Source organism: Anaerovorax odorimutans (assembly GCF_024459955.1).
GTDB lineage: Bacteria > Bacillota > Clostridia > Peptostreptococcales > Anaerovoracaceae > Hominibacterium > Hominibacterium odorimutans_A.
On sequence record NZ_JANFXK010000003.1, the window covers coordinates 57770 to 74333 of the forward strand.

Consider the following 16564-nt stretch of genomic DNA (forward strand, 5'->3'; position numbering starts at 1 on the left):
TTTTGTGAGGTGAATGTTATGAGAAAACGTGTTTTATCAATATTGTTGGCTTGTATGATTGGATTAGGCGCTTTTTTTGGCTCATATGAAAAGGCTCATGCAGTTCCTGCTGCAATCCCTCCTCTTCTCGTAGTTGGTATTTTGGCGGCTTGTGGTATTACTATTGGTAGTTCGGATGCTGTTGACCGTTTTATGTCGAAATATAAGGATACAGCATTGTTTCAAGCTATTTTAGATCAAGTAAAAGCTGATAAAATTCAAATTGCATCAGGTGGGGTCATTTTGTATTCAATTAGCCGAGAGTTAATTGACGCAGTAAAGTCTTTTTGGAAGGAAGAAAACCTTCCAATTCAGGCAGAGTTCGGCGGTAACATTGAAAATGGTATCTGGAAAGGTACGGCAGAGTTAAATGTCGATCATTCAACTTATTTGATTAAGAAAGGGGGATCATATGTATTTGATTCTGAATTTGATTCTCGAGAGATTTATAAACTTGGTAATGTAAAATTGGGGCATTTTATTGAAAGTAATCCGTATGCAAGCACAAGAGTTCTTATTTTTGGCGTTTTCCCATTTAATGGCCTTTCTTTTGATTATAGTTATACAAAGACTCCTTTTTGTTTCTATTCTCGTGCTATTGGCGATCATGATATTAATACTTATAAAATGGATAACCGTTATCATTATGCTTCTGTAAACTCTCGTACTGGTGAATTATCGGGTTGTGTTTCAACTAATGTATATATCCGTTACATTGGAGAGACAAATAAGTCTTATCAATATGAGCAAATAACTTCATGTATAAATCCTCAATATGGAAGTGAAGAACATACACATACTCAAACTATTGACGTTGATAAAACTGTAGTTGGTGAGTCTAATCCTACAACAGTAACTTTGGACGATGTAAATAAAAAGTTGGACGAACTAAAGGAAGGTCAGTGGTTCGTGGCACCTGATACGAATGGGAGCATTTCGGAAAACCCTGACGATTATGTCGGACTCACTGCGGAAGACGTGATTTACGGTGGTGGTGCGGTAAATCCGAACCAGTGTATTTGTTCCAATGATGTGATTAACAAGGCGTGTCCACTTCATGGAATCGGTTGCCCTGACTGCATTTGTGTCGGAAACGATTATGCTAAGGATTGCCCCGTGCATGGTTCCCTTGTTGACACGGACGCAAAGACGGGAATACTCTCTGATATTTATGCGGGCGTTCGATCAATTGCCGATACCCTCACGGACGCATTGGCATCTGTAGGGGAAGGGGTTTACACAGGAGTCAAGGATATCGCCGCAACGCTGAGGGATATGTTTAAACCTTCTGATTTTGACCTGTCCTTTGATGGATTCAAAAGCATTGGACTGTCAGATAAGTTTCCTTTTTGTATTCCGTTTGACTTCTACGATTGCATTGCGGTCTGGTCGGCCGACGCTTCGAATTATAAGCTCCATGTTGACGTGAACACAAGTTTTTGGAAGGTAAAGCATACGGTTGATATGTCCCAGTTTTCCACGCCGATCAAATTTTTTCGCCTGTTTTGTATCGTGATTTTTAGCTATATCCTGATAACCAGAACTCGCAGTCTTATGAAGTGGTAAGGAGGTTTTTTCATGTTTAAAATGTTGGGTTCGTTCTGCCAGAAAATCCTCGATATCGTTGCTTCTGTTTTGGCGTGGGTGGTTAACCTGTTACCTGATAGTCCGTTTTCTATCATACATGCCAGTGGGTTTGGCAGTTTGCTCAGCGATATCAACTATTTTATTCCGATCTACGAGTTTATTGCGATTGGCCAAGCGTGGCTGATTTGTGTTGGAGTTTATTATTTATATAGCGTTATTGCCCGTTGGGTAAAGGCTATCGAATAGTGTCTGCGGCTCCGATCGGGAGTAAGGGCGTAGCCTTTATGACCGCTTGGAGCAAAGACACGGAAGGGAGCATTTGTATGATTTATTTGTTTAGTGGTACGCCTGGAAGTGGAAAAAGTTATCATGCCGTGGTTAACATTAAAAGCTGGCTCAGGCGGCAAAAGCTTGTGATCGCCAACTTTCCCATTAATTACAAGGGAGCCGAATTTGTCTGTCTGGATAATGATGAAATCACGGTTGATTATTTGGTTGATTTTGCGAAAGAATATCACGAGCCGAACAAAGAGGGTCAAACACTTATCGTTCTTGATGAAGCACAGCTTATCTTTAACAGTCGTAACTGGAACAGTCAAGCTTCAAATCGCATGGATTGGATAAAATTCTTCAGTCAGCATAGGAAACTTGGGTTTACGATCATTTTGATTGCACAGTTTGACCGCATGATTGACCGTCAGATTCGTTGTTTGGTCGAATATGAAGTAGCGCATCTAAAAGTCAATAATTATTTCCGTATCCTGCCGTTTTCGGCCTTCTTAGCCGTTCATAGATGGTATGGACAGCGTATGAAAATATCCAGTGAAATCATTTTATACAGGAAAGGCATAGCAAAACTGTATGACACATTCGCCATGTTTGACGGAAGCGCAGGCACGCAGTAGCGGGGGACAGGGGGCACCCCCGTGAGCGTGCAGGCGATCCGGACAGACATTTGAACCGTGTCACACAGCTTTGAATTGCTCACTCCTACTACATTTGGTATAATGTGGTAGGAGGTTTTTGTTATGACTCAATCAATTACACTTATTATTTCAGTTATGGTTTTTGTATTCATAGTCAGTACATTGATTAAGATATTGACTCCAAAGATAAAAGGGCATATTGGTGAGTCTGCGGTTATTCGCATTCTTTCCCGGCTTCCTTCTGATTATTATAAGGTTTTAAATGATGTTATGCTTTATGTAGATGATCGAACAACTCAAATTGATCATATCGTAGTTTCTTCATATGGTATTTTTGTTATAGAAACAAAGAATTACAAAGGATTGATTACTGGCAGTGAATTTGCAGAGACATGGACAAAAAACATGTATGGAAAAAAATACACTTTTCACAATCCACTAAAACAAAACTATGGACATGTAAAAACCTTAGAAAAATCGCTTGGATTGACAGAAGATAAATTTATTCCTGTTGTTGTGTTTTCTACAAATTCAAATTTAAAAGTCAAAACTGTTCAGCCGGTTATTTATACCAGTAAATTGAAACTATTTATTGAATCTTTTCAAGAGAAGAAGCTTGGTTGTACTGAACTGGACGGAATTGTGAAAAAAATACAATCACTCAATATCAGTTCAAAAGAAATTAGAAAAATCCATAATTCCAATATTCGGAGAAATGTAAAATCGAATAAAGTCAGTATAGCACAGAGAGTTTGTCCTAAATGTGGTGGAACTCTTATAGAAAGAAACGGTAAGTACGGTAAGTTTTTTGGTTGTAGTAATTATCCAAAGTGTAGATTTACTCTTAAGAAATAGGTAACTCCCATTCCCAAGGTGGGACCCGCAAAGCGGGGGGACCTAGCGGAGCCATGGGAATGGGCCATACGGCCAGAAGAATAAAGCAAGGCCATCCCTATAAGAAAAAATAGAATATAGTGCAAAAGCCTTTGTCTCGTGGATTCTTAAAAACGGTTCAAAGGCTTTTATTGTATAATAAAAATCATAGAACTACGGAAGGTAGTTCTATACCTTCCGAATAATTGCGCTTGTCCTGGTTTATGGAGTATAGTCGCTCAATTATTCGGGTCTGTTATATAGCGGTTATTAGTGAAGTTTGGTACGTTCTTATGTTCAAAAGCCAAAATTCTAAAGAAAGTGCTTGACAAGGAACGGGGGAGCGTGATAACATTACATCAAGGTTAGGAAACTATTCCTAAAATCATAATTTTCGGAAATGTAATAGCCATAATGCCATACAAATAGAAAAACTTCGAACAATTGGCGGCCCGAAGCTTTTCCAGTAAGTTATATAATATTGGTTTAGGGATTGCTTTTCATTCTGCCAATGTCGAAACACTGGTATTTTCTATTGCTGTTACCTATTATTCTCGTGCCGCGCAAGGTCTGCCAATGTATAGCTTTTCTTCCGACAATCAATTTTGATTTGCAGACAACCAAAACGAAAATTGTCTGCAATCGTAGAATAACAAGCTGCCTCTTTTCTAAAATCTGTTGTTTAAAATAAACTGCAAGGTCTATTCCATCGTCTTGAATCATGAGGCTCTATTTTGCGTTTTAAGCGATTTTTCATACAGTGACGGATTCCAGTATCTATACTTCTACCGGTATTTTTAACGTTTGTCCGGGATAAAGCTCAGATGCGGAAGTTTCGTTCGTCTGGCTTATAATATATACGGATTCGCGGCGATCCATATCCGCCGGCATATATTGGTCAGCTATGGACCATAAGGTATCTCCGGATTCAACCTGTACCTGGATATATTCCTGTTTTGTCATACCGTCAGCATTGTTGAAGCCCAAAATCGTTGTGGCGGCGGTAGCTGTTATAAGTAGGGTTAAAACAATAAACACAGTAAATCTCATTCTGGATTTTATTCTATATTTCTTTCTTCCTGTTTGTTTTCTCATATCTATATGCCTACCCTTTCTGAACGTTTGTTCTTATCTATATGAACATAATACACGAACATACATTCTTTGTCAAGTCAAAATAAACATTTGTTCGATATGGAGGCCGAACTTTATAGTAGATTTTACAAGGGTGCTGGACATTCGATATTTTCCGCATAGTAAAAACGCGGCCTATCAATCAGATATCCGCGCTTGCTTCTCTTTTTAAATTCCTATTCTTACAGTTTTAAAAACATCCATATGATCATAGCGACAAGACAGACGACAATCACCAGATCCAGGAATATGGATTCCCCGGTTACCTGCCGCTTCTTTTTTATTGAGAAAAGCTTTCCCAGGATCAGCAGAACCAAGCCTGCCGACAGCACCCAGGTTTCGCCGGGCTGTCCCATGGGCCGGTGCAACGCCTCAGTCATGGCTATGGGAATCAAAATGATAACCAAAGCGATCCCGTATAAAATAAAGTTAAGGTTGTTCTTCATAGAAGTCTCCTATTTATAAAGCTTGTCGTAGGCTTTATCCAGCCAAACGGTCAGTCTCTTCCTCATGGCGATACCAACGATAAAAAGGACCACCGCAATGACGGCAATGACAATAGCACCCGTATAATCTCCCGCTTCGATCTGCCTGCCCATCAAAAGGCTACCCATCATACCAGGGCTTCTCCCGATCAGAGAAACGATTAAAAACGGTTTAAGCTTCATCTCAGAAATACCGGCTGCGTAATTGCACAGATCCTTAGGTACTCCTGGTATTAAAAAGATCAGGAATACAACCACAATGGCTTTTTTGCTATTGAGCTTATGGATGAATTCATTGATCTTCTGTTCTCCAAAGATCAGATGCATCGCGTCGTGGCCCAAAAGCTTTGCCAGATAGTATGTGAGTACGGAGCCGATGGCCGCTCCAATGAGCGAAAATAAAAAACCCAGCCAAAAACCGTACATATACCCGGCGGCAAACTGCAGCCACTGACCCGGTATGATACAAATAACGATCTGCGCGATCTGTGCGCCGATATACACGAAGATACTCTGAGCCTTGTACTGCTTAAAAAAGGCATTCACGTTTTCCAGGCTGGACATACGTTCGATGATCTCAGGCTGGAAAAAATAAATATACAGCGGCAGACCTACCAGTATGAACAGCAGCAGTGCCAGCTTCAAAATCGTTGTAAATATTTTAATTCTTTTTCGTAATCGTTCTTTCTTATTTCTATCCATGGTTAACAATCAATCCCCTTACCCGTTATTTGTTTTATACCAGTGAAATTAGATTTTGCTCGTGCAGAGTCTGCATAGCTTTGATTACGCCGAACTTCGAGTGTTCGTAAGTGAGTCCCCCTTGAAAATATACGATATACGGCTTGCGAATCGGCGCGTCAGCACTCAGCTCAATGGAAGATCCCTGAACAAAAGCTCCTGCGGCCATAACGACCTGATCCTCATATCCCGGCATATCCCATGGAATCGGTTTTACATAAGCATCGATCGGCGCCGCTGCCTGAATCCCCTCACAGAAAGCAACAACAGCCTCCGGGCTGCCCAGCTTTACGGCTTCGATGATATCGCTCCTTGTGTCCTCGGCCTTCGGGCATACGTCATAGCCCAGCATCTCGAAGGCTTTTGCGCACAGTACCGCGCCCTTTACCGCGGCGTTTACTGTTTTAGGCGCAAGAAACAGCCCCTGAAACATGGTCCGGGTCTGTCCGAATGTAAGGCCGCATTCACCGCCGATTCCGGGCGAAGTCATGCGATAGGAAATATTTTCGATAAGGTCTTTTCTGCCCGCAATGTAACCGCCTGTCAAAGCCAAACCGCCCCCGGGATTTTTAATCAGAGAACCGGCCAGAACATCTGCGCCTACCTCCGTTGGCTCCTCGGTGTCCAAAAACTCGCCGTAGCAGTTGTCTACCATACAGACGATGTCAGGGCTGATCTGATGGACAAACTCCGCCCACTGGCGAATCTGAGGGATCGTGATGGCCTTTCTCCACCCGTACCCGGTAGCGCGCTGTACGGTGACCATACGGGTCTTTTCCGTAATGGCTTTTTTTAATGCGTCTAAGTCAATATTACCTTCCGGCGTGAGTTCAACCTGCTTATAGCTGACTCCGAATTCCTTGAGAGACCCCTTCCCTTCTCCGCGGATTCCGATCACTTCCTCCAGCGTATCGTAAGGCGCGCCGGTGCAGTAAATCAGTTCGTCGCCCGGGCGCAGGATACCGGTAAGCGTCAGTGTCAGCGCATGGGTTCCATTGACGATAATCGGCCGGACCAGCGCGGCTTCCGTTTTAAAAATATCCGCATAAACCCGTTCCAGAGCGTCTCTTCCGGCATCGTCGTAACCGTACCCTGTATTCCAGGCAAAATGAGTATCGCTGATCCGGTTCTTCTGAAACGCGGTCAGAACCTTATACTGGTTATATGCCATAATATCGTCCAAGTGCTCAAACTGACCTTTAACCGCGGCTTCTGCTTCTGCGATATGATCCAGCACGCCAGGTGCGATCTTCAATTCTTCTGATAATAATCGATAGGTATTTGTCTGCATGTTTTCCTCTTTCGTTTTACATAGTATTTATTTTGAGGATTCTTTTTGGTCTTCCGCCTCGGAAAGCATGTTTTCAATAAAGACGTGGGGATTGAACATTTCCAGGATGAAATCTCCGGAAGCTGTTCCGTAAGCGTTTTCCTCAAAGAATTTTTTGAATTGAGATTTATAACGAATCTTCAATTTCTCCAATACCGCATCCCTGTCGATTTCGCTGGCCTCCTGCCAGTTAAAAACCGGATAGCCGTTGTTGACGCCATACATGCCGCTGGTATCCGGCCGGTATGCGTTTCCCAGCTCAGCGGACATATGGGTGCTCCGCATGTCTCCGGAAGCCTTGGGCGTGATGGTCTGTGAATACCGCTTTTTCCCCTTGCCTTCTCTGTCTTTTCCTACGGCAATATTCGCGGAACTGTTCAGGTAATAGTTATTGGAGATCGAAACCTCAATACTATTATAATAGTCTGCGGTGTAATTTCCAAGTACACCGCCAATATATTTACCATTTTTTAAGATTCCGGCGTTATAGGAATTGCGAAGCTTTACTCCATCCTCCCCAATACTGCCCACTACGCCTCCCACATAGCCGTAGGAGCCGTCCTTGGGGCCTGAAACAGAACCGGTGTTGTAACAGCTTTCCACCGTGGAGCCCACAGCGTTGGTATAGCCCACAACCCCGCCGGCACATTCGTTGCCGGAATAGATGTTTCCTTTATTAAAAGACTCTTTAATAACTGCCGATTTGGCTACGGATCTTCCTGCGATACCGCCGGTACCGTAGGTTCCCACGCCCTTGCCTTCGGAAACAACCCTTCCTTCGTTGGAACATTTTTCAATACTGCCGTTCCAGTTTTCGCCTACGACGCCGCCGACCTTGACATATCCCTTCACATTTCCCAGGTTATGGCAGCTTATCACCTGTCCGGAATTGTTTTCGCCCACAACCCCGCCGATCTTATCCGCACCCGAAACCTCCACGTTTATGTTACAGTTTTCAACCGCCGCAGTGCGGGCCATCGTACCGGCAAGGCCTCCGATGCTGCTGCCGGAGGTGCTGATGCTTCCCGAGAGGTTCAGATTCTTCACGGTCCCGCTGAGATAGCCGAAAAATCCCTGATTGTCGCTGTCCGTTCCGCTGATTTTTATTCCGGAAACCGTATGTCCGTTTCCTTCAAACACGCCTTCAAAGGTGTGCACATTAGAGCCTCCGAGGGGCTGCCAGGGCTTTGTCAGATTAATATCGTTCATCAGTTTTATTGTGATACCCTTGAAGGTATGGACTTTATTGACCTTCCAGGTGACTTTTCTGGTATTGACCAGCTTTGCCAGCCCAAAGAGCTGCTGTTCAGTGGTGATCTCATATACCTCTCTGGGATCCTCCGGATCGAACCAGCTGGTATCGGCCTTGCCTGCTTTGATTGCCTCTTCTTCTGCCAGTTCCGCCTGGAACTCCGCGTCATATTGAAGATTTTCGACCTTCTGTATAAAAGAATAGTCGGCGGCAAAGGCAGGTACCGCGGTCACACAATTGCATATTAATAAAGATGCTGCACAGGTGCAGATAAAGGCCTTTTTCTTCATTTCCTTTTCTCTTTCCTTTCTCGAACCAGACACTGTATCATTGTCATGCTTTAATTATTTTTTCTTCTTTCCTTCAGTTCGCTCCAATTCCCATTCCATGTCCTTGACCAGCTCACGTTTGACATTCATCTTATGCGCGGCATAAAGCTGAGTCGTCGTCACCTGTTCGTGGTCCAGCAGAGCCTGAACATCGAAGATGGAATTACCGCGCCCAATGAGACTGGTGGCCGCGGTAGCTCTGAGCTTGTGGGGACTGTAGCCGGACTTCCTGGAAGTGGAAAGGCCAATGGACGTATACTTTTTGACCAGTTCCCGAATCTGCCGTTCGGTCATCCTCCTGCCCTGAAGGGAAAGAAACAGTGCGTCCTTATGGACTTCGTCCAGCTTGCTGTCATCCGCCCGTTCTTCCTCTATGTAATCCCTCACCGCTCCGGTTACCGACTGGTTTAAAGGCATGTTGGACTCTTTGCCTCGCTTTCGGTAGATCGTAAATTCTCCCCGCGAAAAATTGAAGGATGAAACATTGAGCTGCTGCAGCTCCGAAAGCCTGAGGCCATAGGTGAGGAAAAGCAGCAGAATGGCTTTATCCCGTTTTTTTGTCTTTTCCCAGAATTGCCGTTCTTTTTTCGTCAAGTGACTGCCGGTGGTGACCGCGTCCAGCATAATCATCACTTCATCATCCTGAAGTGCTTTGATTTCCCTTTCGGTTGCCTTGGGGACGCGGATCGGATCAAAACCGTCCGTAATGTTTTTTTTAATCAGCTCATCCCGGTACAACTGCTTGAACATGACAGAAACGGATGATTTTTTTCTGGCGAGGGTCTTATTGTTGTTTTCATAAACAATAATCGAATCGTCCGTTACAACTTCATATCTTCTGCAGTAGTCAATGAAAGCATTTACGTCCACCGCCCGGATGGAGTCAAAGTCGGAAAGCTTGATATCTTTTGTATTTTCAGCCTCAGAAAGGGCCGTTTCCTTGATGAGATAATCGCAGAAAAACTTAATATCATGAAGATACGCCAATCTGGTCATGGGGAGCACATTGCCGCGAAGGTACGCGAAAAATCCCCGGAGGAACCGAGGAAGCTCACTTTCGATCTCTTCACACTGGCAGACGATCTCATGTTCCTTCATGACAATATTGTCAGGCTTACTACTTTTATTATGAACCTTTATTTGTTTTTGTCCAGCCATAAAATCATATCCTCTAAAGCTTTTTCACTGCTTTCATACAGGGAAAGGTCGAACCAATTAATTCTATCATATCTGCGGAACCAAGTTAACTGTCTTTTTGCGTAATTTCGAGTGTTTTGCTGTATTTTCGCCACTGCCGTATCAAGATCGTATTCCCCTTGCAAATAGCAGATCAGTTCTTTATAACCGATTCCCTTCATAGAAATATTGTCTTCGGAAAGTCCCATATCCAAAAGTCCTTTTACTTCCGCCAGCAGACCCCGCTCCATGAGGATCTCCACTCTGGCGTTGATCCGGTTATAGAGCTCTCCGCGGTCCCTTGTAAGACCGATGAGCCGCGGCCGGTAATCCTTTGTCGGCGTATTCACCTCCGTAAAGGCCGGAATCCCGCGTCCGGTGGTCTCCACGGCCTCCAGCGCCCGGATGATTTTTTTCGTATTATTGGGATGAATCCGGGCCGCCGCATCCGGGTCCTTTTCCTCAAGGAGCCGATAAACGGCCTCTTTTCCCTGCATATCAGCCAGCAGCTCCAGCTTTTTGCGGTATCCGTCTTTTCTCGGCGGAGAGCTGAAGTCCATTTCATAGAGCAGGGAATTGAGATACAGACCGGTACCCCCGGAAATGACCGGAAGTTTCCCTTTTTCGTGGATTTGAGCAATGGCGGCCTTTGCCCGTTTTTGATATTCGGCCACAGAAAATGGCTCCCTGGGATCGATCTCATCAACGAGATAATGCTTCACCAGGGCCCGTTCTTCTTCTGTCGGCTTTGCGCTGCCGATGTCCATGAATTTATAGAGCTGCATAGAGTCGCAGGACACGATTTCTCCGTCCAGGCGCTGAGCCAGCTTTATGGAATATTCGGTTTTTCCTACGGCCGTGGGTCCGGCTACTACTAAAATTTCTTTCATTTACACCCTCTTGAACATCTTTTCAATTTCGTACTGGGTCATTTTTATAAATGTCGGCCTGCCGTGGGGGCAGGAAAACGGATTTTCACAGTTCTTCAGATCTGCGATCAGCTGCTCAATCTCGCTGTCTTTGAGATAATCGTGAGCCTTGACCGCGCTCTTGCAGGAACGCATAGTCAGCTTTTCAATTGCAGGAATATTGTCCAGTTTTACACCGTCGGAAACGCTGTCGGCAAAATCGTTGAGAAAACGCTCTGCCTCCGCAAGCTCCATGAACATGGGGATCTCCTTGACAATATAGGTCTTGGGCCCGAATTCCTCTACGGAAAAGCCCATTTGCGCAAGAGCCTTTACCCAATCCTCATGCTCTTCCGCCACCTGATAGGAAACATTGAGCATGATTGGGAGCATGATTGGCTGGCTGTGCTTTTCGGAGTTTCGATACTGGTCCATCAGCTTTTCAAAGAAGATCCGCTCGTGAGCCGCATGCTGGTCGATGAGGTAAAAACAGGTTTCATCGATGGCAGTAATATAAGTTCCGAATATGGAGCCGGTAACGGTCAGCTCATCAAAGTCAAAAGGCGCCGGCGTCCTGGGCGTTTTTTTACTTGCTTTTTCACCCCCAATGAAAGGCTCTTCCTTTGCTGGGGGCTTCTCTTTCTGATGGCCGGTTTCCTGCTTTTTTGCCTGGTAAGAAGCAACCTCTTCTCTTATTGCCGGTTCCTTTTTTTCCTCTTCTTGGCGCAAGGTTGACAATAATTTTTTTATATCAACTTGTTCTTCGGCAGGAGGAGGCACGGTCGCCGGTCTGGGCGCAGGGATCGCTTCTGCAGTTTTCCTTGCCTCCGGGGCCGGTTCCGGTTCTTTGCGAAAAAGGTCCTTCTCCTTTACCTCCGGTATGGATTCCCTGGAAAGGAGCGCCTGACGGAGGGCATGGTGTACGAACTCGGTCACAAAGGCCTCATCGTTAAAGCGGACTTCCCGTTTATTGGGATGGATATTCACGTCCAGAACCGCAGGGTCTGCCCTTAGAAACAGGAATGCTACGGGAAACCTTCCTTCAAAGAGTTTGTCCGAATATGCCTGGCTGATACCTTTTTGCAGGATCTTGCTGTTCACGACTCTGCCGTTAATGAAGAAAATCTGGTGCTTTCTGGTGGCGCGGCTCTGCCCCGGACCAGATATGTAACCTTCCAGGGAAAGATAATCCTTTTCAGCCCGTACAGGAATCAGGTCATCGCTGATTTCTCTGCTGAAAACCGTAAGAATGTTTTTATGCCGGTCGCCTCTGCCCGGGGTGGTAAAGAGCAGATTGCCATTGCTGATAAGGCGGATTTTAAGGTTTGCGTAGGCCAGAGCAATCTGGGAAACAAATTCGATGACCAGGCTGCTTTCGGTCGCATCGGATTTCATGAATTTCTGTCTGGCAGGCGTGTTATAAAACAAGTCCCGGACCACGATGGTTGTACCGTCCGGACATCCGGTCATTTCCTTTTCCGCTGGATGACTGCCCTCAATCACCAGCCGTACCCCAGCTGCCGCGGCAGCTGGTTTTGTTATGATTTCGGTTCTGGACACCGCTGAGATGCTGGCCAGCGCTTCCCCGCGAAAACCCAGCGTCTCAATGCTTTCCAGATCCCGGGCCTGAGAAATCTTACTGGTGGCATGACGCAGAAATGCTGTTTCTACCTGATCGGCTTCGATGCCGCTGCCGTCGTCGGTTACCCTTATATAAGTTTTTCCACCTTTTTTGATTTCTACCGTAATGGCGGATGCTCCGGCGTCAATGGAATTTTCCACCAGTTCCTTGACAATGGAAAGGGGTCTGTCCACCACCTCGCCGGCTGCGATTTTATCCGCTACTTCTTTTTCTAAAATCCGAATCATAACAGAAGTTCCCCTCCTTATCCCTTGGCTGCCTCTTTTAATTCCTCCAATATTTTAAATGCCTCTGACGGAGTGAGATTCATCAGATCCAGCGCCTTCAAACGCTCCACCACAGGATTGGGCGCAAAACCGAAAAAGGAAATCTGCTGTTCTTCCTCTGCCAGAAGGGCCGGTTCATCGTAAGGCGCAAGCTCCGATGCCGGTCTTCCTTCCTCCAGTTCTTTCAATTTATCCGCCGCCCGCTCAAGGAGCAGGGACGGTACGCCGGCCAGCTTTGCCACCTGGATGCCATAGCTGCGGCTGGCGCTGCCTTCAACGATCTTGTGAAGAAAAACCACGTTTCCGTTTTCCTCAGCCACATCCACATTGAGATTCTTCAATCCTTTCATATGCCCCTCAAGGGTTGTCATCTCATGATAATGGGTAGCGAACAGCGTCCGCACCTGATTCTTTGTTCTGCACAGATACTCAGCGGCCGCCCAGGCGATGGACAGCCCGTCGTAAGTGCTGGTTCCCCGCCCGATCTCATCGAGAATAATCAAGCTCTTTTCAGTGGCCGAATTGAGAATGTAAGCCAGCTCGCTCATCTCCACAAAGAAGGTGCTCTGCCCCTGCGCCAGGTTATCGGAAGCTCCGATCCTGGTAAAGATGCGGTCCACAAGGCCGATGCGGGCGCTCTCCGCCGGTACGAAGCAGCCTGACTGGGCCATGAGCACAATGAGCGCTGTCTGGCGCATGTAAGTGGATTTTCCGGCCATGTTGGGGCCTGTAATCAAAAGCAGGCTGTCCTTATTCCTGTCCAGATAGATATCATTGCTGACAAAGATTCCGTCCCGGATGGTCTGCTCAATCACCGGATGGCGGCCCTTTTCAATTTCAATGGTATCGCTTTCGTCAACCACCGGCCTCACGTAATTGTTCTGCTGGCCCACCAATGCGAAGGATGTGAGAACATCCAAACCGGAAACAGCGGCGGAGGTTTTCTGGATTTGACGGATATATCCCTGGATCTCACTGCGCACCTGGGTGAACAGATCGTATTCCATCTGATTGATCTTTACCTCCGCGTTGAGAACCAGGCTTTCCATCTCTTTAAGCTCCGGAGTAATAAAACGCTCACAATTGGCCAGGGTCTGCTTGCGCACGTAGTTTTCCGGGATCATATCGTAATAGGACTTGGTGATTTCCAGATAATAACCGAACACTTTATTGAATCCGACTTTAAGGTTCTTGATGCCGGTCCGTTCCCTTTCCGCGCTTTCCAGCTGTGCGATCCAGTTCTGTGCGTCCTTGATGGAAAATTTCAGCTCATCCAGTTCTTTGGAATAGCCCTCTTTAATGATCCCGCCTTCTTTGATGGCAAAGGGAGGCTCTTCTACGATCGCCCGGTCAATCAGATCATAGACCGGCTTCAGATCATCGATTTCCTGTTCCAGTTCCTTCAAAAGCAGGCTGTCTGTGCCGGAAAGGTCGCTTTTGATGTCCGGCAGAACAAAACAGGAATTGCGCAGAGCGATCAAGTCCTTGCCATTGGCGCTGCCGCAGGCGATCCGCCCCGACAGCCGTTCAAAGTCATAAATCTGTTTCAGGCTTTCCCGGATATTGTTTCGCATCAGCAGGTCATCGGTCAAAACCTCCACGGCCTCAAGACGCATATTGATATCGCGGGCATTGTTCAGCGGCTCCTTGAGCCACTGTTTCAGTCTGCGGGATCCCATGGCCGTGCTGGTCTTATCCAGAACGCCCAGGAGGGAGCCCTGTATCTTTTTTTCAAAAAGAGTCTCAGTCAGCTCCAGGTTTTTTATAGTGGCTTTATCAAGGGCCATATGCGTTCCCATTTTATACAGATGGAGCCAGGAGATATGCTCCAGGCTGTTTTTCTGCGTCTCATGAAGATAGAGCAGCATGGCACCCAGAGCCCGCACCGCGGCCGTACCCTCCTCAAGACCGAGCCCCAGAAGGGCCTTAACCTTAAACTGGCGAAGCACTGCGTCGGTGACCGCCCTGTCGTTGTAATAATCACCGCCCAGAGGATTGAAGTAGGCTTCTGCAGTCTGTTTCATTTCATCCATGTCTAAGGAATGGTCTTCATTGATGAGGATTTCTCTGGCTTTGATCTTTACCAGCTCGTTGAGCAGCGTTTCAAAGCTGTTTTCCAGAGGCAGCTCCGTAGCATAGATCTCTCCTGTGGAAACGTCGCAGTAAGCAAAACCCGTTTTGCCTTCCGTGCTGAAAACAGAGGCTATGTAATTGTTTTCCGTTTCCTTTAGCATGGTCTGACTGATGACCGTACCGGGTGTAACAATGCGGATTACTTCCCGCTTGACAATTCCCTTTGCCTGAGACGGGTCCTCCGTCTGTTCGCAGATGGCTACTTTATAACCCTTTTCCACCAGCCGCGCAATATATGTATCGGCGGAATGAAAGGGCACGCCGCACATGGGAGCACGCTCCTCCTGGCCGCAGTTCTTTCCGGTCAGGGTCAGTTCCAGCTCTCTGGAAGCCGTCTTTGCGTCCTCGAAGAACATCTCGTAAAAGTCTCCCAGTCTGAAAAACAGGATACAGTCCTGATATTCTTCTTTAATCTTTATATATTGCTGCATCATTGGTGACAGTGCCATAAATTTTTTGAATCCTTTCTGTGTCTGTTTCTATCAGGGACAAATATAAGAGTGCCCCGAGAAGCGCCCTTTGCCTCTCAGGGCCTGTAAAGCTATCGTTTGTTGTATGCTTCGATACCCAAACGGATCAGTTCGACTCCGCGGGCCATGTCCTCTTTATTGAGCACATAAGCGATACGCATCTCTTCTCTGCCCAGTCCCGGTGTGGCATAAAAGCCTTCCGCAGGCGAGAACATGACAGTCTCTCCGTTATGGTCAAACTCGGTCAGCAGGAACATGAGAAACTCCGAGGCGTCATCCACCGGCAGTTTGGCGGTCAGATAAAATGCTCCGCCGGGCTTTTGGCAGACAACCCCCGGAATCTTCATCAGTTCTTCATAGACGGCGTCTCTCCTTGCTTCATATTCAGCGCGGACTTCATTATAATAAGATTTTGGAAGCTTATAAAGGGCTGCTGCTCCGATCTGTTCTACGGTCGGTGAGCAGAGTCTTCCCTGGGCAATCTTCATCAGGTTGTCCATCAGTTCCTTATTCTTGGAAATTACGCAGCCGATTCTGGCTCCGCAGGCGGAAAAACGCTTGGAAACGGAATCGACGATGATTACCCGGTCCGCCAGATCGTCCAGCATTCCAAAGGACGTTACCTGCCGTCCGTCATAGGCAAATTCACGATACACTTCATCGGCGATGATCCAAAGATCATGCTTCTTGGCGATTTCGCCGATCAGCTTCATTTCGTCCAGGGTAAGCACAACACCCGTAGGGTTTCCCGGACTGATACAGCAGATAGCTTTGGTTTTCGGTGTGATGGCCGCCTCTATTTTTTCCGCGTCCGCATAGTGGTATCCTTCTTCCGGTGTGGTGGTGATGGGAACCACAACACCGTCGGCCATGGTGGCAAATGTATGATAATTGGTATAGAACGGTTCCGGAATCAGCACTTCATCCCCGGGGTTGAGCAGGGATATGAAAATCATGCTCAGCGCTTCTGAACCGCCGTTAGTAACGATCATATTGTCTCTTCCATAATCCATTCCATACTGTCTGAAATAGTCCGAGATGGCGTCCTGCAAAACGGTAACACCGCCCGATTCAGCATAGGCGATGACCTTTTCGTCCATGTTCTTAATCGCATCCATAAAACAGCCGGGTGTTTCAATGTCCGGCTGACCAATATTCAGATGGTACACCTTTTTACCGGCGTCTTTTGCTTTCTGCGCGATGGGATTGAACTTTCGGATCGGCGAATGCTGCATCGCCAGCACCTTGTCTGATAACTTCATTCTCACTATTC

At 46.4% G+C, this 16564-nt stretch carries 14 protein-coding genes; 4 read left to right on the forward strand and 10 right to left on the reverse strand.

All coding sequences use genetic code 11. The features are described 5' to 3' along the window. Positions 1–18 precede the first annotated feature (18 nt). The 4 genes from NE619_RS03870 to NE619_RS03885 all read left to right on the forward strand — a co-directional run bounded on the left by NE619_RS03870 (position 19) and on the right by NE619_RS03885 (position 3407). On the forward strand, positions 19–1605 hold the full coding sequence (locus tag NE619_RS03870; RefSeq protein WP_256131054.1) for a hypothetical protein: 1587 nt from the start codon (positions 19–21) through the stop codon (positions 1603–1605). 12 nt (positions 1606–1617) lie between these two features. Continuing rightward, on the forward strand, positions 1618–1872 hold the full coding sequence (locus NE619_RS03875; protein WP_256131055.1) for a hypothetical protein: 255 nt from the start codon (positions 1618–1620) through the stop codon (positions 1870–1872). Positions 1873–1949: 77 nt separating this feature from the next. Next, the gene (locus NE619_RS03880; RefSeq protein WP_256131056.1) at positions 1950–2531 is read left to right on the forward strand and encodes a zonular occludens toxin domain-containing protein; all 582 of its coding nucleotides are present in this window, start codon (positions 1950–1952) and stop codon (positions 2529–2531) included. A 123-nt stretch (positions 2532–2654) separates the two neighbouring features. Further along, a complete protein-coding gene (locus NE619_RS03885; protein ID WP_256131057.1) occupies positions 2655–3407 on the forward strand; it encodes an NERD domain-containing protein in 753 nt (250 codons plus the stop codon). Between the two features lie 795 nt (positions 3408–4202). Here NE619_RS03885 and yneA read toward each other — a convergent pair. From yneA to NE619_RS03935, 10 genes are all read right to left on the reverse strand, one after another. Continuing rightward, complete coding sequence (gene yneA, locus NE619_RS03890) at positions 4203–4463, reverse strand: cell division suppressor protein YneA (RefSeq protein WP_256131058.1); 261 nt, start codon at positions 4461–4463, stop codon at positions 4203–4205. A 278-nt stretch (positions 4464–4741) separates the two neighbouring features. After that, positions 4742–5005 (reverse strand): hypothetical protein, encoded by a 264-nt coding sequence (locus tag NE619_RS03895; protein ID WP_256131059.1) that lies wholly within the window; start codon positions 5003–5005, stop codon positions 4742–4744. A 9-nt stretch (positions 5006–5014) separates the two neighbouring features. Beyond that, positions 5015–5746 carry a TVP38/TMEM64 family protein gene (locus tag NE619_RS03900; RefSeq protein WP_256131060.1) on the reverse strand — a complete coding sequence of 244 codons (732 nt, stop codon included), beginning with the start codon at positions 5744–5746 and terminating at the stop codon, positions 5015–5017. Positions 5747–5780: 34 nt separating this feature from the next. After that, a complete protein-coding gene (locus NE619_RS03905; protein ID WP_256131061.1) occupies positions 5781–7076 on the reverse strand; it encodes an aminotransferase class I/II-fold pyridoxal phosphate-dependent enzyme in 1296 nt (431 codons plus the stop codon). Between the two features lie 27 nt (positions 7077–7103). Continuing rightward, a complete protein-coding gene (locus tag NE619_RS03910) occupies positions 7104–8657 on the reverse strand; it encodes a GLUG motif-containing protein (protein ID WP_256131062.1) in 1554 nt (517 codons plus the stop codon). A gap of 54 nt (positions 8658–8711) precedes the next feature. Continuing rightward, a complete protein-coding gene (locus NE619_RS03915; protein WP_256131063.1) occupies positions 8712–9854 on the reverse strand; it encodes a tyrosine-type recombinase/integrase in 1143 nt (380 codons plus the stop codon). Beyond that, positions 9833–10762 carry a tRNA (adenosine(37)-N6)-dimethylallyltransferase MiaA gene (gene miaA, locus NE619_RS03920; protein ID WP_256131064.1) on the reverse strand — a complete coding sequence of 310 codons (930 nt, stop codon included), beginning with the start codon at positions 10760–10762 and terminating at the stop codon, positions 9833–9835. The genes NE619_RS03915 and miaA overlap by 22 nt, the downstream gene beginning before the upstream one ends. Further along, positions 10763–12649, reverse strand: coding sequence for a DNA mismatch repair endonuclease MutL (gene mutL / locus NE619_RS03925; RefSeq protein ID WP_256131065.1), 1887 nt, complete (start codon positions 12647–12649; stop codon positions 10763–10765). Positions 12650–12666: 17 nt separating this feature from the next. Then, on the reverse strand, positions 12667–15270 hold the full coding sequence (gene mutS / locus NE619_RS03930) for a DNA mismatch repair protein MutS (protein ID WP_256131066.1): 2604 nt from the start codon (positions 15268–15270) through the stop codon (positions 12667–12669). Positions 15271–15362: 92 nt separating this feature from the next. After that, positions 15363–16553, reverse strand: a complete 1191-nt coding sequence (locus NE619_RS03935; protein ID WP_256131067.1) for a pyridoxal phosphate-dependent aminotransferase — start codon at positions 16551–16553, stop codon at positions 15363–15365. Positions 16554–16564 lie beyond the last annotated feature (11 nt).